Genomic DNA, 26,089 nt, shown 5'->3' with positions numbered 1-26,089 from the left:
AAGCCTGATATGCACCGATCGGCAACCTTCTCATCACATAATCGCGAAGCCGGGCGGCATAATCTGCCGCTGTCCTACAAGGCGCTTTTTTGATAGGTGAGCAAAAGGGCCGCCCCGATAGGACGGCCCTCCATAGCGCTTTGCGATAGGATCAATCCAGCGCAATAAAATGTCTGAACTTGCGGGAAATGTGCGAAGTTAAGCGCGCGATTTCCTATTTCACGCCAGCGCGTCGGCGATTGCCTTGCCGCACTGTTCGGTATTGGCTTTGCCTTTGAGGTCGCCGGTGCGCAGGCCCGGTTCCGCCAGCACCGTTTCCACCGCGCGCATGATCGCGGCGGCAGCTTCAGCTTCGCCCAAATGCTCCAGCATCATCGCCGCAGACCAGATTTGCCCAACCGGATTGGCGATACCCTTGCCAGCGATATCGGGCGCCGACCCATGGACCGGCTCGAACAGAGAGGGCGCGGTGCGATCTGGATTGATATTGCCCGATGGCGCGACGCCGATCGTGCCGGTGCAGGCCGGGCCAAGGTCGGACAATATATCGCCGAACAGGTTGGACGCGACCACCACGTCGAACCGGTCCGGGTTCAGCACGAACTGCGCCGTCAAAATGTCGATATGATATTTGTCATGGGTGACGGTCGGATAGTTTTTCGCCATCTCCTCCACCCGCTCGTCCCACCAAGGCATGGTGATGGCGATGCCGTTGGACTTGGTGGCCGATGTGACATGTTTGCGGTCCCGTGTCGCCGCCAGCTCGAACGCATAGCGCAGCACCCGGTCGGTGCCATGGCGGGTCATCACCGTTTCCTGAATGACGACTTCGCGCGGCGTGCCGGGGAACATCTTGCCACCGACCGAACTATATTCGCCCTCGGTATTTTCGCGCACGACCCAAAAGTCGATATCGCCCGGCTCGCGCCCAACCAGCGGGCAAGGCACGCCCGGCATCAGCCGAACAGGGCGCAGATTGACATATTGGTCATATTCGCGCCGGAACTGGAGCAGCGAACCCCAGAGCGAGATATGATCGGGCACCGTATCGGGCCAGCCCACAGCACCGAAGAAGATCGCATCGGGATTGCCGATCTGCGCCTTCCAGTCGTCGGGCATCATCTGGCCATGTTTGGCATAATAGTCGCAGCAGGCGAAATCCTGCCACTTCTGCTTGATGGCGAAGCCATAAAGGCTCGCCGCGCGCTCCAGCACGCGAATGCCTTCGGGCATGACTTCCTTGCCGATCCCGTCGCCGGGGATGACGGAAATGGCGTAATTGCGGTTGGTGGACATAAAAACCTCCCGTTCGCGCTCAACCTGTAAAAGTGCGCTTCTGTCTTTGGAAATCAGGGGTGAAAACAATTCAGAGTTTCAAACCGGCAATATGGAACGCCTTGGTTTCCAGATATTCCTCGATCCCGGCATGCGCGCCTTCGCGACCCAGGCCCGACATCTTGACCCCGCCGAACGGCGCCACCTCCATGGCGATCGCCCCGCTGTTGAGCGCGACCATGCCGGCCTCCAGCCGCTCCGCCACGCGGAAGGCGCGGTGAAGATTCTCGGTGTAGAAATAGGCGGCCAGACCATAGCTGGTCGCATTGGCCAGCTCGATCCCTTCCTCTTCGTGGGTGAAGCGGAACAGTGGGGCGACCGGACCGAATGTTTCTTCCTCAGCCAGCCGCATGTCCCGCGTCGCTCCGGTCAGGATCACGGGGGTGGCGAACCGATCGCCGGCCGCATCATTGGGCGCCTGCGCGAACAGAGTGGCGCCATGGGACAGCGCATCCTCGACATGCGCCTTCACTTTCTCGGCAGCCGCTGCGTTGATCAACGGCCCGATCGTGCTGCCCGCCATATCGCCCGGCGCGACCTTCAGCGCGCTGACGGACTTGGCCAGTTTTTCGGCAAACTGGTCGTAGACGCCATCCTGCACCAAAATGCGGTTTGCGCAGACGCAGGTCTGGCCGGCGTTCCGGAACTTGCTGACCATCGCGCTGGCGACGGCGACATCGACATCGGCATCGTCGAACACGATCAGCGGCGCATTGCCGCCCAGTTCGAAGCTCACCCGCTTGATGGTATCGGCGCATTGCCGCATCAACAGCGCGCCGATGCGGGTCGATCCGGTGAAGGACAATTTACGCACCACCGGGCTCGCGGTCAGCGCGCCGCCGATCGCGGTCGGCATGCCCGTCACGACATTGAACACGCCCGCCGGCACGCCCGCTTCCTCCGCCAGCTTTGCCAGCGCCAGCGCGGTAAAGGGCGTCAGGTCGGACGGCTTGACCACCACCGGACATCCTGCTGCCAAAGCCGGCGCGCATTTGCGCGTGATCATCGCCGCCGGGAAGTTCCATGGCGTGATCGCTGCCGACACGCCGACCGGTTCCTTCATCACCAATATGCGGCGATTGGCTTCCGGTGCGGGAATGATCCCGCCTTCGACCCGGCGAGCTTCCTCGGCAAACCATTTGACGAAGCTGGCGGCGTAGCGGATCTCGCCTTCGGCTTCCGCGATTGGCTTGCCCTGTTCCGCAGTCATGATCCGGCCAAGGTCTGCGACATTGTCCAGCACCAGAGTGTGCCAGCGTTCCAATATGGCGGCGCGATTGGCTGCCGTGCGCGCCTTCCACGCAGGGAAAGCCGCCTCTGCTGCGGCGATCGCGACCAGCGTGTCGGCCTCGCCGCAATCGGGCACGGTACCGATGATCGCGCCGGTCGCGGGATTGTCCACCGGCACGCTCGCGCCGGACGTCGCGCCGACCCACGCGCCGCCGATGAAGGCGCGTTCGATGAAGAGGGCGGGGTTGCTGAGGGGGAGGGTCATCCGAGCGCCTGTGTGGTCAGAGAGAAAGTCGTGATCGACGGATCGCTGGCGGGCGCGGGACCGCGTACCATGCGCATGACACGGCCTACGCAGGGCAGGCCCAGTTCGTCGAGCCAGCCGCCAAGGCCACTTTCTTCCGGGATGTCGAGACGACAGAACATCCCGCTGTTGGAGCCCAGCCAGTGCGAGATCAGCGCCTTCGCGCCACCTGTATCCGGCGCGACCGTCGGCCCAACGACATAGCCCCGGCCGAAACGACGGAACAGCGCAAACCCCACTGGCTCGTTGCAACGGGTCAGCACCACGCCCTGCGCGCCGGGCACCAGCGCGTCGAGCAGTGCATCGCGATCCATACCGGTGGCGCGGCGGGCGAGAGCATGGAGCGTCGGCATGTCCTTCGCGCCCAGCGGCCGCACCCGCTCATCAGGGATCAGTTCGGCCATCGGCACGGCAAAGGCTGCGCCCTGATGCTGGAACACCGGCCCGATCGACTCGAACCCCAGCTTGCGATAGAGCGGGGCGCCCTCATCGGTGGCGTTCAGCAGCACGGTCCGGTCGCCCAGATCGCCCAGCACGGCTTCCATCAGCCGGCGGCCAAGGCCCATGCCCTGCGCCCTGGGCGACACGATGACCATGCCCAATGTTGCGGCGTTATCACCATAGAGCCACGCCATCGCCGTGCCGATCACGTCACCATCGCGCTCCACGACATAACCGAAGCCCAGGCCGAACAGCATTTCCCAATCCTCGATTCGATGGGGCCATTTCTGTTCGCTCGATAGTATATGGGCGGCGGCCAGATCATCGACGGTCATCCGCCGTAAGTCCACCATCGCCTCTATGCCTGTCGCCATGCGCTTGCTCCTTGGCGGGAAAGGGATGCCCGCCTGCCTTACTTTTGGAATCAGTAGTCGGACATTAGGAGCCCGCTCCAAGCATTGGCTGCTGCCTTCGCCCCGATTTTGGAAGATTATCGCGCACATTTTCGCGTGCAATTGCAACAAATGCCGCTGTGCACGCCTATTTTATCGGAATGTCCGTATGAAGGAGATTATGCCGTGACCGGTTTCAACCCCGATCAGATCAGCCTGCCCCATGCCAATAATTTCATCGGTGGGCGCCGGGTCGCGGGTCGCGGGCCGGCGATCACCGTGCGGCGGCCGTCCGATGGTCGGGTGCAGGCAGAACTGGACAGCGTTGACGCGACGCAGCTGGCAGAAGCGGTCGAAAGCGCGCAGCGCGCGTACAAGACCAGCGGCTGGGCACAGAGCGACCCGCGCGCCCGGATGAAGGTGATGCGCCGCTGGGCCGACCTGATCGAGGCCGACGCGGCGACCCTCGCTCCGCTGGAAGCGCTGGGCTCGACCCGCATGCTCAAGGAAATCAACGCCTGGGACTTGAGCTACACTGCCGAGACGATCCGCTTCTTTGCCGAATGGGCAGACAAGGTCGGCGGCGAAGTGGCCGCTACCACGCCGGATAAGCTGGGCCTCACCATCACCGAACCCTATGGTGTGGTCGCGGCGATCGCGCCGTGGAACCTGCCGCTGGTGATGGCCGGATGGAAGATTGCGCCGGCAATCGCGGCGGGCAACAGCATCGTCCTCAAGCCTTCCGAAATGACGCCGTTCAGCATCGTGCGCCTGGCCGAGCTGGCGATCGAGGCGGGCCTGCCGGCAGGCATCTTCAACATCGTGCAGGGCGACGGGCGCAGCGTCGGCGATCCGCTCGTCCGCCGTCCCGAAGTGGCCAAGGTGACGTTTACAGGATCGACCCGCACCGGCGCCGCGATCATGGCGGCCTGTGCTGAAACCGGGCCGAAGCCGGTCACGCTGGAACTGGGCGGGAAAAGCCCGCAGATCATCTTCGCCGACGCCAAGCTCGACAAGGCATCGGCCATCGTCGCAAGGGCCATCACGCTTAACGCGGGACAGGTCTGCGTCGCCGGATCGCGGCTACTTGTGCAGGACAAGGTGGCGGATCAGGTGATCGATCGTATCACCGCCGCCTTCGCCGCGCATAAGGCCGGCCCGACTTGGTCGGATGACACGACGCTGGGGCCGATCATCTCGAACGGCCAACTCGACCGGATGGATGGCATCGTCGGCCGAGCCATCGCCGATGGCGCGGAAGTGCTGGCTGGCGGCGGCCGTGCTACCGCGCCGCAGGAGGGCAGCTATTTCGCGCCCACCCTGCTCGCCAATGTCGACCAGAGGAGCGAGGTCGTGCAGGGTGAAATCTTCGGCCCGGTCCTGACCGTCCAGACCTTCGCCGATGAGGAAGAGGCCTATGCCCTCGCCAATGACAGCGACTATGGCCTAGCCGCCGGCGTCCACACCGGGGACGTCGGGCTCGCCCTGCGCGCTACCCGTGCGCTGGAGGCCGGTACCGTCTGGGTCAATCGCTATGGCCGCAGCAACGACTTCATCTTGCCGACCGGCGGCTATAAGCAATCAGGCATCGGCAAGGATCTGGGGCGCGAAGCCTACATGGCCAACCTCAAGACCAAGGTAGCGCTGATCGAATTTTGATCTGCACGATGCACGGCACAGGCGATCATGCCAAGCCGTGCATCAATCATGCGCATCTTTGAGTTGGACCCGATAGCCGGCTCCTTCCTATTCATCCTCTCGAACACCGGCAGGGACAGACACCGCCGACGAGAGGAGATGCAGGGATATGAGCCATTTTAGCCCCGAAGACATGGCGCGCCAGCTGGGCCAGGGGCTGTTGTCCTTTCCGGTGACGCATTTCGATGCAGAGGGCGCATTTCTGGAAGGCCCCTATCGCGATCATTGCGGATGGATGCTGGACCATGCGCTGACCGGCCTGTTCGCGGCGGGCGGTACGGGGGAGTTCTTCTCCCTGTCGCCCGACGAAGTGGCGCAGGTGGTCGGCGCGGCGGTCAAGGAAACCAATGGCCGCATCCCGGTGATTTCGGGCTGTGGCTATGGAACTACGATTGCCACCGGCATCGCCCGCGACGCGGAAAAGGCAGGCGCCGATGGTCTGCTGCTGCTGCCCCCTTATCTGATGCATGCCAAGCAGGAGGGGCTGGCCGCCCATATCGAGGCGGTATGCCGTGCTACGGGTCTTGGCGTCATCGTCTATAATCGCGACAATGCGATTGTGAATGACGAGACGCTGGCCCGCCTGTGCGACCGCAATCCCAATCTGATCGGCTTCAAGGACGGCGTTGGTGATATCGAGTTGATGACCCGCATCTATGCGCGAATGGGCGATCGGCTGACCTATATCGGTGGCCTGCCCACGGCCGAAACCTTTGCCACGCCCTATCTCACAATGGGTGTGACGACCTACAGCTCGGCCATCTTCAACTTCATGCCGGACTGGGCGCTGCGCTTCTATGCGGCCGTCCGGGCGGGCGATCAGGCTTTTGTGATGGATCAGCTGCGTAATTTCGTGCTGCCCTATATCGCTCTACGCGATCAGGGTCGCGGTTATGCCGTGTCGATCGTCAAGGCCGGCATGCGCATTATCGGTCGCGATGCCGGTCCGGTGCGTTCGCCGCTCACGGATCTGTCGGCCGAAGAGGAAGCGCAACTGCGTATTCTGATCGAACGCGCTGCGGCGTGACTAAGGCGGCAAGCGCGGATAGTCTGGCATGATGTTCGAACTCAGCCAGCTCCGTTGCTTCGTCGCCGCCGCCGAGGAACTGCATTTCGGCCGGGCGGCCCAGCGGCTCAACATGACCCAGTCGCCGCTCAGCCGGCAAATCCAGTTGCTGGAACGGATATTGGACGTGCAGTTGCTGGAACGTACCAGCCGTCAGGTTAGCCTGACCCCGGCTGGCAGCGTCTTTCTGATCGAGGCGCGTCGGATCGTCCGTCTGGCCGACAGCGCCGCCCTGTCCGCTCGCCGCGTGGCCAAGGGCGATGCCGGACGGGTGGCAATCGGCTTCACGGCGGTGTCCGGCTATAATATCGTGCCGCGCATTGTCGCACAGGCACGCGCGGCGCTGCCCAATATCGAACTGGAATTGCGGGAAATGGTGTCGGGCGATCAGGTCGACGCCCTGCTCACCGGCCTGGTCGATATCGGCTTCGTCCGGCCGCCGGTGAACCGCCATGAATTTGACAGCGCCTGCGTTTTGCACGAACCCTTGTTCGTAGCTCTGCCGCCGGGCGATCCGCGCAAGGCGATGGCGGCGCTGACGCCGGCCGATTTCGACGGCCAGCCGCTCATCATGTATTCGCGGCAGGGGGCAGCCTATTTCTACAATATGCTGGAGCATCTGTTCAACGAAGTCGCTGCTGCGCCACTCTACGTCCAGCATGTGACCCAGATCCATTCGATGCTGGGCCTTGTCCATGCCGGGGTCGCACCCGCCATCGTACCTGAAAGCGCGACCGGCCTGCATATGAGCGACGTGCATTTCCGCCGACTGATGACGCCGCAGGAAAAGCCGGTGGAACTGCATATGGCCTGGCGCCGCGACAATGCGAATCCGGCGCTGCCGGCCATGCGGCAACTCTGTACGGAAATGACGGCATGATCAATATCGGTCGCCGCACCTTGCTGGCCGGCATGGCGGCGACCCCGATCGCGTCATCTGCCCGAACGCGATCCAGCCCGATTGCCGAGACGCGCCATGGCAAGGTCCGCGGCACGATCGAACGGGACGTGCTCGTCTTTCGCAGCATCCGCTATGGCGCGGATACGGCCACGACCCGTTTCCGTCGTGCCGATCCGCCCCGGCCCTGGACCGGGATAGCCGACGCGACAGCCTACGGCCCCGCCGCGTCACAGACCAGAGCGACCGAGCCGACGTCCGAAGACTGCCTGTTCCTCAACGTCTGGACGCCAGCGCTAGATGCAGGGCGGCGGCCGGTGATGGTCTATCTTCACGGCGGCGCCCATGCCCACGGATCGGGCAGCGATCCGCTCTATGACGGAGGCAATCTCGTCCGGCGCGGTGATGTGGTGGTGGTGACGCTCAACCATCGGCTGGCGGCCATGGGCTATGCCTATCTTGCGGGGCTCGGCGGACCGGCGGAATCGGGCAATGTCGGCAATCTTGACATCATATTGGCCTTGCAATGGGTCCGCGACAATATTGCCCGGTTCGGCGGCAATCCCGATCGGGTGATGATCTTCGGCCAGTCGGGCGGCGGCGCTAAGGTGGTGACGTTGATGGCAATGCCGGAAGCGCGTCCGCTCTTCCATGCGGCCGCTACGATGAGTGGCCAGCATGTCACCGCGGCCGGGCCGATGCACGCTACCCGCCGGGCAAGGGCGTGGATGGAAAAGGCTGGAGCGCCTGATATTTCGACGCTGATGCGGCTTCCGATTGACCGGCTGGTTGAGGCTATGGGGATGATCGACCCGCTGGAGGGCAAGGGGGAAATTAGCTTCACCTCCACGCTCGACCATGGTGTGCTGGCGCGTCACCCCTTCTTCCCGGATGCTCCGCGCGAAGCGGCGCATATTCCGTTGATCGTCGGCAATACCCATGACGAAACGGCGCTTTGGATCGAAAAGATGCTGCGCGCGGGCGACACGACATGGGACAATCTGCCCGATCGGCTGGCGCGCGAGACGGTGAAGGATCTCGCCCCGGACCATGTCATCCGCCGCTATCGCGAACTTTATCCCGATCGCAGCCCCGGCCAGATATTGCTGGCGGCGACGACGGCGGGACGATCCTGGCCGGGCCATCTCATTCAGGCGGAAGAACGCGCGCGCATCGGCGCGCCGACCTGGATGTACCAGCTCGACTTTCCCTGCCCGGAAGCAGGCGGGATATTGGGCGCTTTCCACACGCTGGATATTCCGCTGGTGTTCGACAATGTCGATGCGGCTGGATCGCGGACCGGCGACAGCCCCGATGCGCGACGACTGGCGGGTCAGATGGCGGACAGTTTCATCGCGCTGGCGCGCACTGGCGATCCGAACCATCGGACTCTTCCTGACTGGCCGCGTTTCGATATCGATCAGCGCCCGACAATGATTTTCGACCGTCGGGTCGGAATCGAAAACGACCCGCGCCGCGAAGAACGGCTGCTCTTCGCGGCGGTGCCCTATATCAAGCCGGGCGGTTAGAGTTCTTCCGGCCAGTAGAGGCGCATCGGATTGTCGATCAGCAGCTTGCGTTGCAATTCGGCGGTAGGGGCGATGCGCGGGATCATGTCGACCAGATGACCGTCGTCCGGAATATTGTCCTGCATGTTCGGGTGCGGCCAGTCGGTGCCCCACAGGACGCGGTCCTGATAGTCCGCCACCAGCGGCGCGACCGCATCGGCAAAGGCGTTCCAGGGATCACCTGTCGGGTCGAGGCGGTCGGGGCAGGTCGCCTTGAACCAGATGTCGTCGCGGCTTTCCAGGAAGGCGCGGAAGGCCTTCATGTCGGCGCCGTCCGGCCCTTGGGTCACATCGGGGCGGCCCATATGGTCGATCACCAGAGGGACGGGGATCGCATCCATGAAGGGGCGCAATTCTTCCAATATGTCGGCCTCGAAATAGATGACGACATGCCAGCCGGCGGGCAAGCGCTTCGCGACATCCAGAAACTTATCTTTGGGCGCGTCATCGACCAGGCGTTTCAGAAAATTGAAGCGAATGCCGCGGATACCGCCATCATGCAGGGCGGCAAGATCGGCGTCCGAAATCGCCGGATCTACCACGGCGACGCCGCGTGCCTTTCCGTTCGATTTGGCGATCGCGTTCAACGTGGCGGCATTGTCCGTGCCGTGGCAGCTGGCCTGGACGATGACGTTGCGGGCAAAGCCCAGGTGATCGCGTAGCGCGAACAGCATGTCCGGGCCGGCGTCTTCGGGCAGATATTTCGCCTTCGCGCTGAAGGGAAAATCTGCCATTGGGCCGAACACATGGCAATGGGCGTCGATCGCGCCGGCCGGCGGGGTGTAGAGCGGCTTTGACGGATTGCCGTGCCAAGAGGTAATTCGAGTCATATCCCAAAACTCCGTTCGGGCTGAGCCTGTCGAAGCCTAGCCCTTTTTTGAGGAGAAGAACGGCCCTTCGACAAGCGCAGGGCGAACGGTTCTCAATGAATGGGTCAGGAAAAGACCACGCCATCCATCAATTTGCGGGCGGTGCGCAGCATTGCCGCGCTGATGACCGCACCATTATCATCCAGTTCCATCACGCATGTCGTCTCGCCGGTCGGATGTTCGACTGACAACGTCTTGCGGCTGCCATCCGGGATCGAGGCCACCTCTGCCGCTGGCGATCCTTCGATCAGGCAGGCGGTGGCGACGCTGACCGCGCCCAGCACGCCGATCGAGGCATGGGCACGATGCGGGATGAAACTGCGTACCGTCACTGCGCCACCATCGCGGGGTGGGGCGACCAGCATCATCTTGGGCACGGACTTGTCCGTGACGTCGCCCAGGTTCATGCGTTCCCCCACGGCGAGGCGAATCTTTTCGATCCGGGCTTTCAATGCCGTGTCATTGTCGAGCGTATCACGATCTTCATAGCCGGTGACGCCGACATCCTGTGCCTTCATCACGACGCAGGGCATGCCATTGTCGATCAAGGTGACGCGTACACCCTCGACCTCGTCAAAGGCGTTGCCGGTTGGAAGCAGCGCGCCGCAGGAAGAGCCGGCGGTGTCGCGGAATTCCAGCGGGATGGGCGCGGCGCTGCCGGGCACGCCGTCGATTTTCGCGTCGCCATCATAGCGGACCATGCCGCCGGGCGTTTGCACCGTGGCAATGGCGATCTGCCCGGTATTTTCCATGAAGATCGCCACGCGCGTCTCGCCGTCCTGCGCGGCGACCAGTCCGCGTTCGATCGCGAAGGGACCGATGCCGGCCAGGATATTGCCGCAATTCTGCGCGTCGGTGACGACCGCCTTGTCCACGAAGACCTGAAGGAAGAGATAGTCGACATCGACGCCCTCCCGCGCGGACTTTTTCACCACGGCGACCTTGCTCGTCAGCGGGTCGGCGCCGCCCATGCCATCAATCTGGCGCGGATCGGGCGACCCCATGCTGCGCAGCAGGAAGGCGTTGCGGGCAGCGTTGTCGGCAGGCAGATCCTCCGACAGGAAATAGCCGCCTTTCGACGTGCCGCCGCGCATCCACATGACGCGGGATTGGGTATGTGTTGTCATCTACAATTCCGTTCGGTTCGAGCCTGTCGAGAACCCTGCGCCATGGTTCTCGACAGGCTCGAACCGAACGGAGGGAACGGCAGCCATCAGGCTTAGATGTACTTCAGACCCATTTCCTCGAGGCGAGGACGCATATTATATATGTCGAGGCCAAGCTCGCCGGCGGCCAGGCGGACGCGCTTGGCTTCTTCGGCGGCTTCGCGGGTCTGCGCCTTTTCAAGGACAGATGCGGCGTCGGCGCGGGGAACGACGCATACGCCGTCGTCATCGGCGATCACGACGTCGCCCGGATTGACCAACGCATTGGCGCAGATGACGGGGATGTTGACGCTGCCCAGCGTATTCTTGACCGTGCCCTGCGCATGAATGGCCTTTGACCAGACGGGGAAGTTCATCTGCGTCAGGTCGCGCACGTCGCGCACGCCCGCGTCGATGATGAGGCCACGACAGCCGCGCGCTTGCGCCGAAGTGGCGAGCAGATCGCCGAAATAGCCGTCCGTGCAGGGACTGGTCGGGGCGAGGAGAAGGATGTCGCCTTCCTTCAACTGCTCGATCGCGACATGGACCATCCAGTTGTCGCCCGGCGCCGCCGAAATGGTGACGGCGCTGCCGGCGATGCGGGCACCGCTGTAGATGGGGCGCATATAGGGGGCGAGCAGGCCAGTGCGGCCCTGCGCTTCATGCACGGTGGCGACGCCGGCCTTGGCGAGGCCGTCAATGACGGAAAGGTCCGCCCGCTGGATATTCTGGACGACGACGTTGGACATGGACCGGCTCCTTCTCCCAAGATGGACAGCGACATGGGCAGTTGCGACGCAATGCTCAAATCCGAACTGGCGCAATGCCATTAAATTTTGATAATCATCAAATATGGAACCCGATCAGTTCAATATCCGTCACCTGGCCGCGATGGCCGCCGTGGTCGATCAGGGCAGTGTCAGCCTGGCGGCGCGGTCGGTCAACCTGACCCAGCCGGCCGTTACGCAGGGCATCGCCAAGCTGGAGGCACAACTGGGCGTCCGGCTCTTCGACCGGCAACCCGGTGGCATGGCGGCGCTGGAGGCGGCGCAGCGGCTGAAGCCCCGGATCGACGTGGCGTTGCGGCTGATCGGCAGCAATCGCGTGACGGCGGCGCAGGTGCGGGCGTTCGTGGCGCTGGCACGGGCGGGCAGCTATGCCGCGGCAGCGGCGATGACGGGCGTGGCGGAACCCTCGCTGCATCGGGCGGTCGGTGATCTGGGGCTGGCGGTCGGCAGTCGGCTGGTCGACCGGCGGGGCAGAGGGGTGACGCTGACCAAGCCGGGGATGGCGCTGGCGCAGCGATTGCGGCTGGCACTGGCGGAATTGCGGCAGGGGCTGGCGGATCTGGCCGACCTGAAGGGGGAGGAAGGCGGCCGCATATTGGTGGGGGCGATGCCGCTGTCGCGTGCCCGCCTGTTGCCCGACGCGATCATGCGGTTTCGCGCTGAATTTCCGCTGGTCGATATCAGCGTTGCCGAGGGCGCACATGCCGAACTGGTGGGGCCGCTGCGGGACGGCGAAATTGACATGATGATCGGCGCGCTGCGCGATCCCGCGATGGCGCTGGACCTGGAGCAGCGCGCGCTGTTCGAGGATCGGCCGACCATATTGGCGCGGCACGGCCATCCGTTGGAAACGGGCTGGGACGCGGATGCGTTGCGCCGTTTTCCATGGATATTGCCGCCCGAAGGCACGCCGCTGCGGCAATTGTGGAAGGCCATGTTCGATGAGTTGGGTGGCGATGTGCCTGCTGTTCCGATCGAATGTGGATCGGTGATGACGATCCGGCAATTGCTGGTCGGTGGGGATTATCTGACTCTGCTCTCCTATGATCAGCTGGCACTAGAGTTGGAGGCGGGATTATTGACGGATATCGGCCCGGCGCCCGGCGCGATCAGCCGGACCATTGGCCTGACCACGCGCGCGGACTGGCGGCCGACCCGTTTGCAGCAGCAATTCATGGCGGCGGTCGAAGCCTCTGTCAGAGAGATGACTTCGTAAATTCTTATGACGCCGTGTCGGATTCGATTGGCGACGCCCGGTCCGATGGGTCATCCATCAGGGCCATGGAGCAGGAAATTGGTCTGATCGGATTTGGTGAAGCAGGGTCCACCTTGGCACTTGCAGGGGACTGGGCCGAAGCGGCTCATGTGTTCGATGCGAAGACGAACGATGTAGCGACCCGCGACGCGATGCTGGCCAGCTACGCTCATGCGGGCGTCTGCGTGGCAGGCACGCTGGCAGGCGCTCTACATGATGTATCGTTGATAATGTCGCTGGTGACGGCGGATCAGGCCCTGGCCGTGGCGCAAGCGGCCGCGGGGTTGATCACGCCCGGCACGCTCTATTGCGACCTCAACAGTGTCGCGCCGCAGACCAAGCAGGCGGCAGCGCAGGCGATCGAGGCGGCAGGCGGCCATTATGTCGATGTGGCGGTGATGGCCCCGGTCGATCCGGCGCGGCTCAATGTGCCGCTGCTGATCAGCGGTGCGCATGCGGATGATGCTGAGGCGCGATTGCAGGCATTGGGTTTCGCCAAAACCCGCGTCGTGGGTGACGCTGTAGGTCGGGCCTCTTCGATCAAGATGATCCGGTCGGTCATGGTCAAGGGGATCGAGGCGCTGACAGCCGAATGCGTGTTGGCCGCAAGCGAGGCCGATGTGCTGGACGAGGTGATGGCGTCGTTGGATGCAAGCGACAAGGCAAAGCCTTGGGATATGCGGGCCGACTATAATCTCGACCGGATGCTGGTGCATGGGCTGCGCCGCGCCGCCGAGATGGAGGAAGTGGTCAAGACTCTGGAAGGGCTGGGCACTGGCGCTGCGATGACGCGCGGCACGGTGGAGCGGCAGCGGGCGATCGGTGCGCTAGGCGTGAAGATGCCGCCCGACGGACTGGGTGCGAAGATAGGCGCCATTGCGCAGCGGTGATGAGTTTGAGGCAGGCGTCATGCGCTGCCGCTTGAGGCCCCGGCTTTTGCTGGCGCGACGGAATAAGGTTGGAGACGAGAACGGATGAGCCTGATTATCGATTGCCACGGTCATTATACCGTATTGCCCAAAGGGCATGACGCCTGGCGCGAGGAGCAGAAAGCAGCGTTCAAGGCTGGCGTAGCTGCGCCGGCCTACCCTGAAATCAGCGACGCGGAAATTCGCGAGACGATCGAGGCGAACCAGTTGCGCCTGATCAAGGAGCGCGGCGCCGACCTCACCATCTTCTCCCCCCGCGCGTCGGCGATGGCGCCGCATGTCGGTGACGAAGCGACGGCCAAGGAATGGGCGATCCGCTGTAACGATCTGATCGCGCGGGTCGTGGCGATGTTCCCCGAAACTTTCGTCGGTGTGTGCATGTTGCCGCAGTCGCCCAAGGCCGACATGAGCAACTCGATCGCCGAGCTGGAACGCTGCGTCAATGAACTCGGATTTATCGGCTGTAACCTCAATCCCGATCCGGGCGGTGGCCATTTCACCCATCCGCCGCTGACCGACAAATATTGGTATCCCTTCTACGAGAAGATGGTCGAGCTGGATGTGCCGGCGATGATCCATGTGTCGGGCAGCTGCAACCCGGCGATGCACGCGACCGGCGGCTATTATATCGCCGCCGACACGATTGCCTTCATGCAGTTGCTTGAAGGAGACCTGTTCAAGGATTTCCCGACGCTGCGCTTCATCATCCCGCATGGCGGCGGCGCGGTGCCCTATCATTGGGGTCGTTATCGCGGTCTGGCGGATATGCTGAAGAAGCCGGATCTGTCGACCCATCTGATGAACAACATCTTCTTCGACACCTGCGTCTATCACCAGCCGGGCGTCGACCTGCTGGCCGATGTGATCGAGAACAAGAATATCCTGTTTGGGTCGGAAATGGTCGGCGCTGTGCGCGGCATCGACCCGACCACCGGCTTCTATTTCGACGACACCAAACGCTATGTCGATGCGCTGGAGATTAGCGACGAGGAACGCGCTGCGATCTTCGCGGGCAATGCCCGTCGCGTCTTCCCGCGCCTCGACGCCAAATTGAAGGAGAGGGGACTATGATAACAGAAGATCCCAAGCATCAGGACATCCACGAATATCTAGCCGAGATGGAGGATATCCCCGGCACGCGCGTCTTCACCGCCGCGCGGGCGCGGGTAGGCTATCATATCAATCAGTTCGCGATGAGCCTGATGAACGCCGAGAACCGTGCCAAGTTCAAGGCGGACGAGCGTGCCTATATGGACGAGTGGCCGCTGACCGAGGACCAGAAGCAGGCGCTGCTGGCCCGCGACTATAATCGCTGCCTGGACCTGGGCGGCAATGTCTATTTCCTGTCGAAGCTGTTTTCGACCGATGGCATTCCGTTCGCCGAAGCGGTCAGCACCATGACCGACATGAAATTCCCGGAATATCGCGAGATGATGATGCAGGGTGGCCGTTCGCCAGAGGGCGTGCGGTCGATCAAGGCCAATGAAGCGGCCGCTGCCGCCAAGAAAGAGGATCGCTGAAATGGCGCGTATTACCGCTGGCGTGGCGTCGAGCCATGTGCCGCTGCTGGGTGTGGCGTCCGATTTCGGCAAGGATCGCGACGATTATTTCGGCCCGATCTTTGCCGGATACGACTGGACCCGCGCATGGGAAGAGGCCGAAAAGCCCGACGTCGTCATCTTGGTCTATAACGACCATGCCTCCGCCTTCGACATGAAGATCATCCCGACCTTCGCGATCGGTTGTGGCGAGCGTTACAAGTCGGCCGACGAGGGCTGGGGCCCGCGCGCGGTGCCGGACGTGGAGGGGCATCCCGACCTTGCCTGGCACATGGCGCAGAGCCTGGTCCTGGACGAGTTCGATATGACGATCATCAACGAGATGGATGTCGACCATGGCCTGACCGTGCCGCTCTCCATGATGTTCGGCAAGCCCGAGGCCTGGCCGTGCAAGGTCGTGCCGCTGGCGGTCAATGTCGTCACCTATCCGCCGCCGTCGGGCAATCGCTGCTGGGCGCTGGGCGAGGCGATCCGCAAGGCGGTCGAGAGTTTCCCCGAGGATCTGAACGTCCAGATCTGGGGCACGGGCGGCATGAGCCACCAGTTGCAGGGGCCGCGCGCGGGGCTGATCAACAAGGAATGGGACAATATGTTCCTGGACGGGCTGATCGGTGACAGCGACCATCTGCGTCGCATCCCGCATATCGAATATCTGCGCGAGACGGGCAGCGAAGGCATAGAAATGGTGATGTGGCTGGTGATGCGCGGCGCGCTCGGCAAGAGCACCCGCATGCTGCATCGGCATTATCATGTGCCCTGCTCCAACACCGCGATCGGTCATATGGTGCTGCGCCCCGACAATGGCGAAGGGCTGGACATGACCGGCAGCGACGTGACGGCGATCGCGGCGGAATAATTCATCGGGGAGTGGAGGTGGTGTTTCGCCGCGCTCCCCCACCCCAACCCCTCCCCTGAAGGGGAGGGGCTTTATGTATGGAGTAACAACATGCGTATTGCCCTGGCCGGTGCCGGCGCCTTTGGCGAAAAGCATCTTGATGGCCTCAAGAATATCGACGGTGTGACCGTCACCTCGATCATCGGTCGCGAACTGGAAGCGACGAAGAAGGTCGCGGAGAAATATGGCATCGGCCATGTCACCACCGACCTCAATGAAACGCTGGCGCGCGATGACGTGGATGCGGTGATCCTGTGCACGCCCACCCAGATGCATGCCGCGCAGGCGATCGCCTGCATGGATGCCGGCAAGCATGTCGAGGTCGAGATTCCGCTGGCTGACAGCTGGAAGGATGCGCAGGCGGTGCTGGCCAAGCAGAAGGAAACGGGCCTTACTTGCATGGTCGGCCATACCCGCCGCTTCAACCCGTCGCACCAGTTCGTCCACAACCGCATCAAGGCGGGCGAATTCAACGTTCAGCAGATGGATGTGCAGACCTATTTCTTCCGTCGCAAGAATATCAATGCGAAGGGTGAAGCGCGGTCCTGGACCGACCATCTGTTGTGGCACCATGCCGCGCACACGGTCGACCTGTTCGCTTATCAGGCAGGCAAGATCGTGTCGGCGCATGCCATGCAGGGGCCGATCCATCCGGAACTGGGGATCGCCATGGACATGTCGATCCAGTTGAAGAGCGAGACGGATGCGATCTGCACCCTGTCGCTGTCGTTCAACAATGACGGGCCGCTCGGTACCTTCTTCCGCTATATCGGCGATACCGACACCTATATCGCGCGCTACGACGATCTGGTGAACGGCAAGGAAGAGCCGATCGATCTGGCCGGCGTCGCCGTGTCCAACAACGGTATCGAATTGCAGGACCGCGAATTCATCAGCGCGATCCGCGAAGGCCGCGATCCCAATTCGAGCGTCGCCAAGGTGTTCGACTGCTATCGCGTGCTGGGTGAGCTGGAAACGCAGCTCGGTTAAGCCGGTATTCCCTTCGGGGTCGCAGGAAGGGCGTGGCGGATATACTCGCTGCGCCCTTTCTCTTTGTTACGCAGTCAGCAGCGGATGCGCCATGCGCAGGTCATCGAGCAGGGTTTCGATCAAGGCGATATCCTGAAAGCTGCCGGTAGGCGTCGCATTCCAGTTGCAATGCGGATGAGTGGCGGGGCTGTAGAGGCGCAGCGGGCCGATCGCCTTGCGCCAGTGATGCTTGCTCTTGCCATGGTCGCGCAGCAGCCGGGCCACCAGCAGGTCGATGAGCTTGTCCGCCGTCATGGGCGGACATGTAGGGCCGTTGCCAGCGAGGTCAACCGTCGCGCGCGACCCGATAGGCTCGCGGCGGCTGGCCGACATGGCGGGTGAAGAAGCGCGAGAAATAGGCAGGGTCTTCAAAGCCGACCGCATAGGCGATCTCCGCCACCGACAATTGCGAATAGAGGAGCAGGCGGCGCGCCTCCAGCAAGGCGCGGTCGTCGAGCATCTGGGCAGGCGAACTGCCCGCCACATGAGCGCAGGCCTGACGTAGGGCGGTGAGGCTGGTGCCGAGCGCGCGGGCATGGTCGGACACGGATTCGCGCTGGCGAAAGCGCTGTTCGATCCGTTCGCGCAGGCGCGCGACAAGAGCCGCCTGTCGCGCGGTGCCGGACCGTGCCGCCTGCGTCAGGGGGGCGTGGCGCAGCGCGAGCACCATCAGTGAAAGCAGTGCGGATTCGACGGCGGCGCGCTGGCCGGGGCCAGACCAGCCCAGTTCCTGCGCCATGCGGGTTATAGCGGTTTGCGCAGCGTCGCCCTCGGCAGGTGGCAGAGGGACCGCCTGGGGATGGGCGAACAGCGGGGCCAGATCGGTGTCGCGGGCGATCAGGTGGCGCAGGTAGGAATCGGCGATAGTGGTGACATGGCCGCTGGATTCGCTGTGCCAGCTGAAGCCATGGACGATGCCGGCCGGGATCAGGAGCAGGCAGGGGGCGTTGAAGCTGACCTGCGCCGCCTCCGCCTGCATCGCGCCTCCGCCCTGCGCGATCAGGATGATATGGTTGAGATCGCGATGGACATGCGGGCGGATCGTCCATTCGCTGGGGCGAGAGCGATCGTCGAGACTTTCGACATGGACGAAGCCTTCCGCCACGCTGCGCTGTGGTTCGCCATAGAGGTAGAAGCTGGGGACGGGCGCGGTCGACATGATGGATCATCCATCCATGCGCTTGTTCCCGTCCCCCGGCAAGGGCTCAGGCGGGACGGGGGCGCAGCCCCATGAGCAGGCACGCGCCGATCAGCGATCCCAGCGCCATCACCAGCGCGACCAGCGGCAGGCCGAAATCGAGGGTGAAGAGGAAGCCGGCAAGGATCGGGCCGAGCGCCGCGCCGCCCCGGCCGATGCCGATAACGATGCCGGTCCCGCCGGCGCGTACGGCGGTGGGGAAGGACTGGGCGACCAGCGCATAGAGGCCGACCACCGCACCGTTGGTGAAGAAGCCGGCGCAGGCGGCGACGAGGCTGAGGCCCGCCAGCGTCGTTTGCCCCTGACCAAAGACGGTGACCATGATTGTCGATGCGACCATCGCGACCATGACGAGGCCGCGCACCGGCAGGCGCCAGCTGAGCGCGCCGAGCAGCAGCGAGCCGATGAGGCCACCGACATTGGCCCAAACCAGCACGCCGCCCGCCGCCGATGGCGCAAAGCCCATGTCCACCACGATCTTCGGCACCCATTTCAGGATGAAGTAGAAGGTCATGATGTGGCAGAAATAGGCGAGCGTCAGCAGGATGGTGGTGCGGCCAAGGCCGGGCGCAAAGAGGGTGGCGAAAGCAGGCTTTGGTGCGGCGCTGTCGGCCGGGGGCAGGGCGCCGGCCGGGGCGTGGCCCATGCGGGCGAGCAGGCGGTTGATCCGGGCCAGTGCGCCATCGGGGCGCTTTTGCAGCAGGAAGCCGATCGATTCGGGCAGAAGCCAGAGCGACACGGGCAGGAAGATGGCGGTGACGATGCCGCCGAACAGGAAAATGTCGCGCCAGCCGCCCGACACCAGCAATTGCGAGGCGACCGATCCGCCCAGGATGGCGCCGACTGGATAGCCCGCCGCCATGATCGCAACGGCCAGACTGCGGGCGCGGGCGTTGGACAGTTCGGCGACCATGGCGTTGGTGCAGGCGAGCATGCCGCCGATGCCAAGGCCGGTGAGAAGGCGGATGGCGGAGAGCGACAGCACGTCCCACGCCTGCGTCGCGGCGGCCATCCCGACCGCCATGACGACGAGACAGCCCAATATGGTGGGGCGGCGGCCGATACGGTCGGCGAGGTTGCCGAGCAGCACCGATCCCACCGCCATGCCGATCAACTCCATCGAGAGGACGAGGCCGAGGGCGGCCCGATCGATTCCCCATTCCTTCGCGATGCCGGGCGAGGCGAAGCTGATGGCCAGGACGTCGAACCCGTCTAGCGCGTTCAGCAGGATGCACAGGATGATCGCCGCGATCTGGAGCCGGCCCATGGGCGCTTCGTCCAACTGTCGCCTGATGTCGGTCATGCCTGCTCCTGTCTTCATATTCTTATTGCGTGCGTGTCAGCCGACCGCGAAAATGTCCAGCGCGACATGATCCTTGTAGCGCGCGGCGGTGCACAGGAACACGGTGCGGCCGAGCCAGCCATGTGGGCTATCGCTTGCTACCTCGAACCTTGGCGTGGTGCGGAAATAATAGAGGGAGGGGTCGACGACCTCGCCCGCTGCGATGCGAGCCAGCACCGGTGCGGGGCCATGGCGATAGCCGGGGTTGACGATGGAGATGAGCGTGCCGTCGCTGGCTTCGATCGTGTAGCGGGCCAGGATGTCGGCGGTGCCGTCGGCCCGGATCGATTGCCAGTCGGCGCCGCCGGGCAATATCTTGCCGGTGAGGCGGGGGCCATCGACGCTGCCGCCGGTGATGGGGATCACCCGTTTGCGCACGCCATCCACCATGCCCAGTTCCTGCGGTGCGCCGATCAGCACGCGCAGGCGCATGGCGAGCGTCAAGGGCGGCACGGCGAGCGTGTCGGATGCCGCAGCCGGGGTTGCGACGCCGGCGATGGTCAGGGCGGGCATGGCCTTCAACAGGCTTCGACGCGGCAAATCCTGGCTCATATCCTCTCCTTTGGCGGCTTTTCTTTCATGGCAGGATGGTGGCTGTCCGGATAGCCGAACAGCCTTGCGGGCCGCCTACGGCGAGCGGCCCGGTCGTGCAGATCAGGCGCTCTGCTTCGACTTGTCGTACGCACCGAGGCCTGGCTTGTAGCTCTTGTCGTCGATGAACTGCTTGATGCCTTCCTTGCGGCCGTCATTGTCGAAGCTGTTGGCCGATTCCTGCGCGCGGATCAGATAATCCTCGGCGTTGTCATAGGTCATTTCGCGGACACGGCGGACGGCGTCCTTGGTGGCCTTCAAGGCTACGGGATTCTTGGTCAGCAGCTTCTGGGCGACGTCGGAGACGCGGGCTTTGAGCTGGTCGAGCGGCAGCGCTTCGTTGACGAAGCCCCATTCGGCGGCCTTACGACCATCGACATTCTCGCCCATCAGCGAATGGTACATGGCATTGCGGAAATTGGTGAGTTCGGTCGCGACCTTGGCCGCGCCGCCGCCGGGCAGGATGCCCCAGTTGATTTCGGACAGGCCGAACTGCGCTTCTTCCGCCGCGAAGGCGAGGTCGCAGGCGAAGAGCGGGCCATAGCCGCCGCCAAAGCACCAGCCATTGACCATCGCGATGGTCGGCTTCTGGTACCAGCGCAGACGGCGCCACCAGCCATAGCTTTCGCGCTGGGCACCGCGCGTTCCGGCTAGGCCCTGCGCTTCGGTTTCGCGGAAATATTCCTTGAGGTCCATGCCCGCCGACCATGCCGTGCCTTCGCCGGTGAGAACGAGGACGCCGACGTCGGTGCGATATTCCAATTCATCGAGCACACGCATCATCTGGCGGTTGAGGCGCGGGGACATGCAGTTGCGTTTGTCGGGCCGGTTGAAGCTGACCCAGGCGACGCCGTCTTCGACGGTGTAGGCGACGGTTTCGAGTTCGGTATGGTCGACGCCGTCGACATGCAGGATGTTGGTCATGGCTATATGTCCTTTTGATCCGTTGGCCCTCAACCTGTCGAAGGGCGCGTTTTGCGAAGATGAGGCGAGGGCTTCGACAGGCTCAGCCCAAACGGGACTGGAAAATGGGGGGCAATCAGATCGGGTAGTGGCCGGGCTCGGTTTCCATCGTGATCCAGCGTAGTTCGGTGAAGCTGTCGATGCCGGCGCGGCCGCCGAACTTGCCGTAGCCCGACGCCTTGGTGCCGCCGAAGGGCATCTGCGCTTCGTCATGTACGGTCGGGCCGTTAATATGGCAGATGCCCGACTGGATCCGGCGGGCGACCCTGAGCCCGCGCGCGGTGTCGCGGGTGAAGACCGAGGCGGAAAGGCCATAGTCGGTGTCGTTGGCCAGCTCGATCGCATGGGCTTCGTCGCGGGCGCGGATGATGCCGACGACCGGGCCGAAACTCTCATCGCGGAACAGCTTCATGTCCGGGGTGACGCCGTCGATGACATGGGCGGGCATCAGGACGCCGGCTGCGTCGCCGCCGTTCAACTGCGTTGCGCCCGATGCCAGCGCGTCCGCGATCAGTGACTGGACATGAGCGACGGTCTTCGTGTCGACCACGGCGCCGAGCGGGGTTTTGCCCTCGCGGGGATCGCCCACGGCCATGGTTGCGACCTTGGCCTGGAATTTTTCCGCAAAAGCATCGGCCACGGCATCGACCACGATGATCCGTTCGGTCGACATGCAGATCTGACCCTGATTCATGAAGGCGCCGAAGGCAGCCGCCTTCACCGCTTCGTCCAGATCGGCATCCTCCAATATGATGAGGGGCGCCTTGCCACCCAGTTCGAGCAGCACGGGCTTGAGATTTTCGGCGCAGCGTTTCGCGATGATCCTGCCCACGGCGGTGGAGCCGGTGAAGTTGACGCGGCGGACGGCCGGGTGATCGATCATCGCGCCGACCACATCCGCAGCGTCCGGCGGCGCATTGGTGATGAGGTTGACGATGCCGCCGCCAAGCCCGGCTTCGACAAATGCCTGGACGATGAGGCCATGGGTGCGCGGGCATTGTTCGGACGCCTTCAGCACCACCGTATTGCCGCAGGCGAGCGGCACGGCGATGGCGCGGGTGGCCAGGATGATCGGCGCGTTCCATGGCGCCATCGACAGCACGACGCCGGCCGGCTCGCGGATCGCCATGGCGATGCAGCCAGGCTTGTCGGACGGGATGACCTCCCCGCCGATCTGGGTGGTGAGGCCGGCGGCTTCACGCACCATGGAACTGGACAGCATCAGGTTGAAGCGGGCCCAGCCTTCGGTCGCACCGATTTCTTCCATCATCGCGTCGACGAACTCGGCCGCTTTTGCGTCCAGCGCGTCGGCGGCCTTCATCAGGGCGGCGCGGCGGGCATTGGGACCGAGGGCCGACCAGCCCGGAAAAGCGGCCTGCGCCGCATCCACCGCGGCAATGGCGTCATCGACGCTGGCGGCTGAGGCAATGGTGGCGACCGCGCCCGTCACCGGATTGGCGCGTTTGAATGTGGCAGCCGTGGCGTGCGATTCGCCGCCGATCAGCAGGGCAATTTCCGATGCAGGCATATCCTGGCTCCTTCTTATTGTTATGAAACATAGCAATGTTGATTGTTCTGAGCAATAACATTATTGCCGGATATATGGATAAGCCCGCACCCCCTGCCGACCGCCTGACAGACCCGGTGGCATTGCGCCTTGGCTATATGCTGCGGCGGGCTTCGGCTGCGATGATGGCGGGTCTTGGCGTCGCGCTGGCGGAGATCGGGCTGCGGCCGGTCGAGGGGACGATCCTGATATTGGTCGGCGCCAATCCGGGCTGTATCCAGAGCGAGGTCGGGCGGATGCTGGGCATCAAGCGCGCCAATATGGTGCCGTTGATCGCGGCGTTGGCGGGGCGGGGGCTAGTGGAGAAATCGCCGGTCGATGGGCGGAGCCTGGCGCTGTCGCTGACATCGGCGGGCGAGCAACTGCGTGCGCAGGTCGATGCCATCATGGATGCGCATGAAGCGCGGTTCGAACGGTTGCTGGCCGGTAGGGACATTTCCCTGCTGCGAGAGGCGCTGCGCCTGATCGCCGAGGAAGGTGAAGCAGGGGCGGAGTGAACCGGTAGCCGGGCGAGGCGTTACCCTTCCACTCTTGGCTTGTGCCGGCCCATGTGGGAAAGGCGCATGCAGGGTCGCGCCAACAGGATACCGGACGAACAGATGACGCCATTGCCAATCGACAGGATGACGCGAACTGCCCGCTGTGCTGCGGGTGTGTTTGCTTTGGCGATGCTGGCGCCAGCATCTCTGGGCGCGGCCGAGCCGGCGCCGTTTGAAATGCCGGGACCGGGGCTCGACATATTGGTGATGCGCGGCGACCAGAGCCTGCCGATTGCACAGGTGCCCAGTCTGTCCGAAGGCGATCGACTCTCGGTCGAAGCGGATCTGCCGACCGATCAGGGCGCGCGCTTCATTCTGGTTTCGGCCTTCCTGCGCGGCGCGACCAATCCGCCGCCAAAGGATTGGGTGCAGTTCGCCGAAACATGGAAGAAGAAGGACAAGGACAAGGCGCTGGTCCTGACCGTGCCCAAAGGCGCGCGCCAGATGGTGCTGTTCCTGGTGCCCGATACCGGCGGGGCGGAAGGCGTGCTGTCCGATGCGGTGCGGGGAAAGCCGGGTGAATTCGTAAGGGCGACACAGGATCTCAATCAGGCATCGCTTGACCGCTCACGACTGGATGCCTTTATGGTGGCGATCAAGGCGCAGGAAAACAGCCATCCCGAATATCTGCGTAGCGTCGCGCCGACGCTGGCGCGCAGTCTGTCGATCAAGCTGAACGAGGACTGCCTGTCCAAGGTGGTCGAGATGCAGGCGGCCTGCCTGCTCGACAACCGGGAATCGCTAGTGCTGTCCGATGTCCATAGCAGCTCGCTGGCCGAGACGCTGACCGGGGCACCCACCGATCTGGCGTTGCAATTAGCCGCGACGCGCGAGGCAGGCTATGGCTTCTACAGCCCCTATATCGGCGTGGTGCGCGACATCGCGAAGATATTCGGTGCGTTCAGCAGCCCGCAATTCGACTATCTGCCGACGCTGAGCGTGCGCAAGCCTGAGGGTATATCGCTGCTGCTGAACGCCGCGCCGTCCTTCCAGAAGCCCAAGTCGGTGATGGTCGTCGCGATGCCGGCGATCGAGGCGGACAGTCCGCCGCGTCTGCGCCGCGTCGGCGATGCGCCGGTTTGCGTTGCACGGGCGGGCACGGTGCTGCCGGTCGAAGGGGCGCCGCTGATCTTTTCCACCACCTATGCCCGCGACGTGAAGCTGGCACTCAAGGCGGCATCGGGCGAGACGGTGGAAGTGCCGGTGGAAGCGCGCGCCGACAGGGGCGGCTATGTGCTGACGGGGGCCGGCCTGCCGCCCGCCTTCAAGGGCAGCGTCGAAGGGCATCTCTATGGCCGTTGGGGCTTTGACCGGTTCGAGGGGCCGGACTTCATGTTGCAGATGCCCGATGGCGGAGCTTGGTCCGCCGAAGGTGATACCGCTGCGCTGGTCGTGGGCCGCGATAATGGATTGGTGCTGAAGGGCGGCGCGCCTGCCTGCGTTGAAAGCGTGATGATGCGGCAGGGCGATGGCGCCCCCCGACCGGTCGAATGGAAGATACAGGGACGCGACGCGCTGGCGCTGACCGTGCCGCTGGCGGACCGGAAACCCGGCGCGCTGAGCATCGAGGTCAAATATCAGGGCGTGGCCCAACCCGCGGCGGTGGCGGTGCGCAGCTATGCGCAGGCGAGCCGGCTGGACGGGCTGGTGATCCACGCAGGAGATAAGGCGGCGCTGCTGTCCGGGCAGCGGCTGGATCAGGTGGAAAGCGTGGATCTCGGCGGCGTGACGTTGCGGCCGGATGGACTGACCCGCGACGGATCGGTCGATCGGTTGCGGCTGGTGGCGCAGGGCGATAGCGGTGCGGGTGAAGCCGGCAGCGAAGCCAGCGCGCGGATCAGGTTGCGTGACGGGCGCAGTGTCAATCTGGCCGTGACGGTTGCAGCGGCGCGGCCGCAAGTCGGACTGTTGAGCAAGGATATCAGCCTGGGCACGCCGCCCGCAAACGGCAAGGCGCTGGCGCTGAATGGCGACAATCTGCTGCCGGATAATGGTCAGCTGGTCTTTTCGGTCCGTGCCGGCGAAGGGACGAAGTTGAGCGCCAGCGACATGATAGAGGTGGCGCCCGCCGATGAGGAGGCAGTGCCGATCAGGCTGACCGCCGCCAACGGGCTTCGGCTGGAAGGCCCTAAGGTGATGGTAGCGACGCTGAACCCCAAGATCATGGCGCCATCCCTGTTCGGGCCGCTGCGCTTCCGCCTGCTGCGCGGCGCAGAGGTCAGCGACTGGCAACCGCTGGTGACACTGGCACGCTTGCCGCAGATCGAGGCGGTGGCCTGCGAGGACAAGGCGGCGGGGTGCACCATCAAGGGACGCGACCTGTTCCTGATCGATGCGGTGGGGGCGACGCCGACGCTCGACCAGGCGGCACAGGTGGCGCAGGGCTATACCGGCTCGGCGCTCAAGGCGCCCGCGCCGCAGGACGGCAAACTTTATCTCCGCCTGCGGGATGCGCCCGACAGCGTGGTGACGTTGCCGGCGGCTTGAT

General features: G+C 63.9%; 24 protein-coding genes. 12 read left to right on the top strand and 12 right to left on the bottom strand.

What is annotated here, in order from left to right:
• Positions 1-219: 219 nt before the first annotated feature.
• The 3 genes from RQH62_RS04560 to RQH62_RS04550 form a co-directional block, all read right to left on the bottom strand.
• The gene (locus RQH62_RS04560; RefSeq protein WP_311267568.1) at positions 220-1,296 is read right to left on the bottom strand and encodes a tartrate dehydrogenase; all 1,077 of its coding nucleotides are present in this window, start codon (positions 1,294-1,296) and stop codon (positions 220-222) included.
• A 70-nt stretch (positions 1,297-1,366) separates the two neighbouring features.
• Positions 1,367-2,830, bottom strand: a complete 1,464-nt coding sequence (locus tag RQH62_RS04555; protein ID WP_311267567.1) for an NAD-dependent succinate-semialdehyde dehydrogenase — start codon at positions 2,828-2,830, stop codon at positions 1,367-1,369.
• On the bottom strand, positions 2,827-3,684 hold the full coding sequence (locus RQH62_RS04550; RefSeq protein ID WP_311267566.1) for a GNAT family N-acetyltransferase: 858 nt from the start codon (positions 3,682-3,684) through the stop codon (positions 2,827-2,829). The genes RQH62_RS04555 and RQH62_RS04550 overlap by 4 nt, the downstream gene beginning before the upstream one ends.
• A 204-nt stretch (positions 3,685-3,888) precedes the next feature.
• Here RQH62_RS04550 and RQH62_RS04545 point away from each other — a divergent pair, with 204 nt between their 5' ends.
• The 4 genes from RQH62_RS04545 (at position 3,889) to RQH62_RS04530 (ending at position 8,893) form a co-directional block, all read left to right on the top strand.
• Positions 3,889-5,361 carry an aldehyde dehydrogenase family protein gene (locus tag RQH62_RS04545; RefSeq protein WP_311267565.1) on the top strand — a complete coding sequence of 491 codons (1,473 nt, stop codon included), beginning with the start codon at positions 3,889-3,891 and terminating at the stop codon, positions 5,359-5,361.
• A 148-nt stretch (positions 5,362-5,509) separates the two neighbouring features.
• Positions 5,510-6,427: a 5-dehydro-4-deoxyglucarate dehydratase gene (gene kdgD / locus RQH62_RS04540; RefSeq protein WP_311267564.1), complete on the top strand. Its 918-nt coding sequence runs from the start codon at positions 5,510-5,512 to the stop codon at positions 6,425-6,427.
• A gap of 28 nt (positions 6,428-6,455) precedes the next feature.
• A complete protein-coding gene (locus tag RQH62_RS04535) occupies positions 6,456-7,346 on the top strand; it encodes a LysR family transcriptional regulator (RefSeq protein WP_311267563.1) in 891 nt (296 codons plus the stop codon).
• The gene (locus RQH62_RS04530; RefSeq protein WP_311267562.1) at positions 7,343-8,893 is read left to right on the top strand and encodes a carboxylesterase/lipase family protein; all 1,551 of its coding nucleotides are present in this window, start codon (positions 7,343-7,345) and stop codon (positions 8,891-8,893) included. Before RQH62_RS04535 ends, RQH62_RS04530 begins: the two co-directional genes overlap by 4 nt.
• On the opposite strand, the gene RQH62_RS04525 is transcribed toward RQH62_RS04530, so the two are convergent.
• From RQH62_RS04525 to ligK, 3 genes are all read right to left on the bottom strand, one after another.
• Positions 8,890-9,762 carry an amidohydrolase family protein gene (locus RQH62_RS04525; protein WP_311267561.1) on the bottom strand — a complete coding sequence of 291 codons (873 nt, stop codon included), beginning with the start codon at positions 9,760-9,762 and terminating at the stop codon, positions 8,890-8,892. The genes RQH62_RS04530 and RQH62_RS04525 overlap by 4 nt on opposite strands.
• 104 nt (positions 9,763-9,866) lie before the next feature.
• Complete coding sequence (locus tag RQH62_RS04520) at positions 9,867-10,928, bottom strand: 4-oxalomesaconate tautomerase (protein WP_311267560.1); 1,062 nt, start codon at positions 10,926-10,928, stop codon at positions 9,867-9,869.
• A gap of 92 nt (positions 10,929-11,020) precedes the next feature.
• Complete coding sequence (gene ligK / locus RQH62_RS04515) at positions 11,021-11,695, bottom strand: 4-carboxy-4-hydroxy-2-oxoadipate aldolase/oxaloacetate decarboxylase (RefSeq protein WP_311267559.1); 675 nt, start codon at positions 11,693-11,695, stop codon at positions 11,021-11,023.
• Positions 11,696-11,798: 103 nt separating this feature from the next.
• Here ligK and RQH62_RS04510 point away from each other — a divergent pair, with 103 nt between their 5' ends.
• The 6 genes from RQH62_RS04510 to RQH62_RS04485 all read left to right on the top strand — a co-directional run bounded on the left by RQH62_RS04510 (position 11,799) and on the right by RQH62_RS04485 (position 17,362).
• Positions 11,799-12,950: a LysR substrate-binding domain-containing protein gene (locus RQH62_RS04510; RefSeq protein WP_311267558.1), complete on the top strand. Its 1,152-nt coding sequence runs from the start codon at positions 11,799-11,801 to the stop codon at positions 12,948-12,950.
• A 65-nt stretch (positions 12,951-13,015) separates the two neighbouring features.
• Complete coding sequence (locus RQH62_RS04505) at positions 13,016-13,879, top strand: DUF1932 domain-containing protein (protein WP_311268094.1); 864 nt, start codon at positions 13,016-13,018, stop codon at positions 13,877-13,879.
• A gap of 84 nt (positions 13,880-13,963) precedes the next feature.
• Complete coding sequence (locus RQH62_RS04500; RefSeq protein WP_311267557.1) at positions 13,964-14,989, top strand: amidohydrolase family protein; 1,026 nt, start codon at positions 13,964-13,966, stop codon at positions 14,987-14,989.
• Positions 14,986-15,438, top strand: a complete 453-nt coding sequence (ligA, locus tag RQH62_RS04495) for a protocatechuate 4,5-dioxygenase subunit alpha (protein ID WP_093017341.1) — start codon at positions 14,986-14,988, stop codon at positions 15,436-15,438. The genes RQH62_RS04500 and ligA overlap by 4 nt, the downstream gene beginning before the upstream one ends.
• Position 15,439: 1 nt before the next feature.
• Positions 15,440-16,333 (top strand): class III extradiol dioxygenase subunit beta, encoded by an 894-nt coding sequence (locus RQH62_RS04490; protein WP_184274209.1) that lies wholly within the window; start codon positions 15,440-15,442, stop codon positions 16,331-16,333.
• 90 nt (positions 16,334-16,423) lie between these two features.
• On the top strand, positions 16,424-17,362 hold the full coding sequence (locus tag RQH62_RS04485) for a Gfo/Idh/MocA family oxidoreductase (RefSeq protein ID WP_311267556.1): 939 nt from the start codon (positions 16,424-16,426) through the stop codon (positions 17,360-17,362).
• A gap of 66 nt (positions 17,363-17,428) precedes the next feature.
• Here RQH62_RS04485 and RQH62_RS04480 read toward each other — a convergent pair whose 3' ends face one another.
• The 6 genes from RQH62_RS04480 to RQH62_RS04455 all read right to left on the bottom strand — a co-directional run bounded on the left by RQH62_RS04480 (position 17,429) and on the right by RQH62_RS04455 (position 23,023).
• Complete coding sequence (locus RQH62_RS04480) at positions 17,429-17,656, bottom strand: hypothetical protein (RefSeq protein ID WP_311267555.1); 228 nt, start codon at positions 17,654-17,656, stop codon at positions 17,429-17,431.
• Between the two features lie 31 nt (positions 17,657-17,687).
• Entirely contained in the window at positions 17,688-18,560 is an 873-nt protein-coding gene (locus RQH62_RS04475; protein ID WP_311267554.1) for a helix-turn-helix domain-containing protein, read from the bottom strand.
• Positions 18,561-18,606: 46 nt separating this feature from the next.
• Positions 18,607-19,902 (bottom strand): MFS transporter, encoded by a 1,296-nt coding sequence (locus RQH62_RS04470; RefSeq protein WP_311267553.1) that lies wholly within the window; start codon positions 19,900-19,902, stop codon positions 18,607-18,609.
• 36 nt (positions 19,903-19,938) lie between these two features.
• A complete protein-coding gene (locus RQH62_RS04465) occupies positions 19,939-20,493 on the bottom strand; it encodes a DUF3237 domain-containing protein (protein WP_311267552.1) in 555 nt (184 codons plus the stop codon).
• Positions 20,494-20,595: 102 nt separating this feature from the next.
• Complete coding sequence (locus RQH62_RS04460) at positions 20,596-21,456, bottom strand: p-hydroxycinnamoyl CoA hydratase/lyase (RefSeq protein ID WP_311267551.1); 861 nt, start codon at positions 21,454-21,456, stop codon at positions 20,596-20,598.
• A 115-nt stretch (positions 21,457-21,571) separates the two neighbouring features.
• Positions 21,572-23,023 carry an aldehyde dehydrogenase gene (locus tag RQH62_RS04455; RefSeq protein WP_311267550.1) on the bottom strand — a complete coding sequence of 484 codons (1,452 nt, stop codon included), beginning with the start codon at positions 23,021-23,023 and terminating at the stop codon, positions 21,572-21,574.
• Between the two features lie 74 nt (positions 23,024-23,097).
• Between RQH62_RS04455 and RQH62_RS04450 the strand changes: the two genes are divergently transcribed.
• Complete coding sequence (locus tag RQH62_RS04450; protein ID WP_311267549.1) at positions 23,098-23,559, top strand: MarR family transcriptional regulator; 462 nt, start codon at positions 23,098-23,100, stop codon at positions 23,557-23,559.
• Between the two features lie 102 nt (positions 23,560-23,661).
• Complete coding sequence (locus RQH62_RS04445; protein ID WP_405053513.1) at positions 23,662-26,088, top strand: hypothetical protein; 2,427 nt, start codon at positions 23,662-23,664, stop codon at positions 26,086-26,088.
• Position 26,089: the final 1 nt, after the last annotated feature.

The organism is Sphingobium sp. WCS2017Hpa-17 (genome assembly GCF_031843765.1).
Classification (GTDB): domain Bacteria; phylum Pseudomonadota; class Alphaproteobacteria; order Sphingomonadales; family Sphingomonadaceae; genus Sphingobium.
The sequence above is the reverse complement of the archived record's forward strand: the minus strand, read 5'-3'. Positions and strand labels throughout refer to the sequence as shown.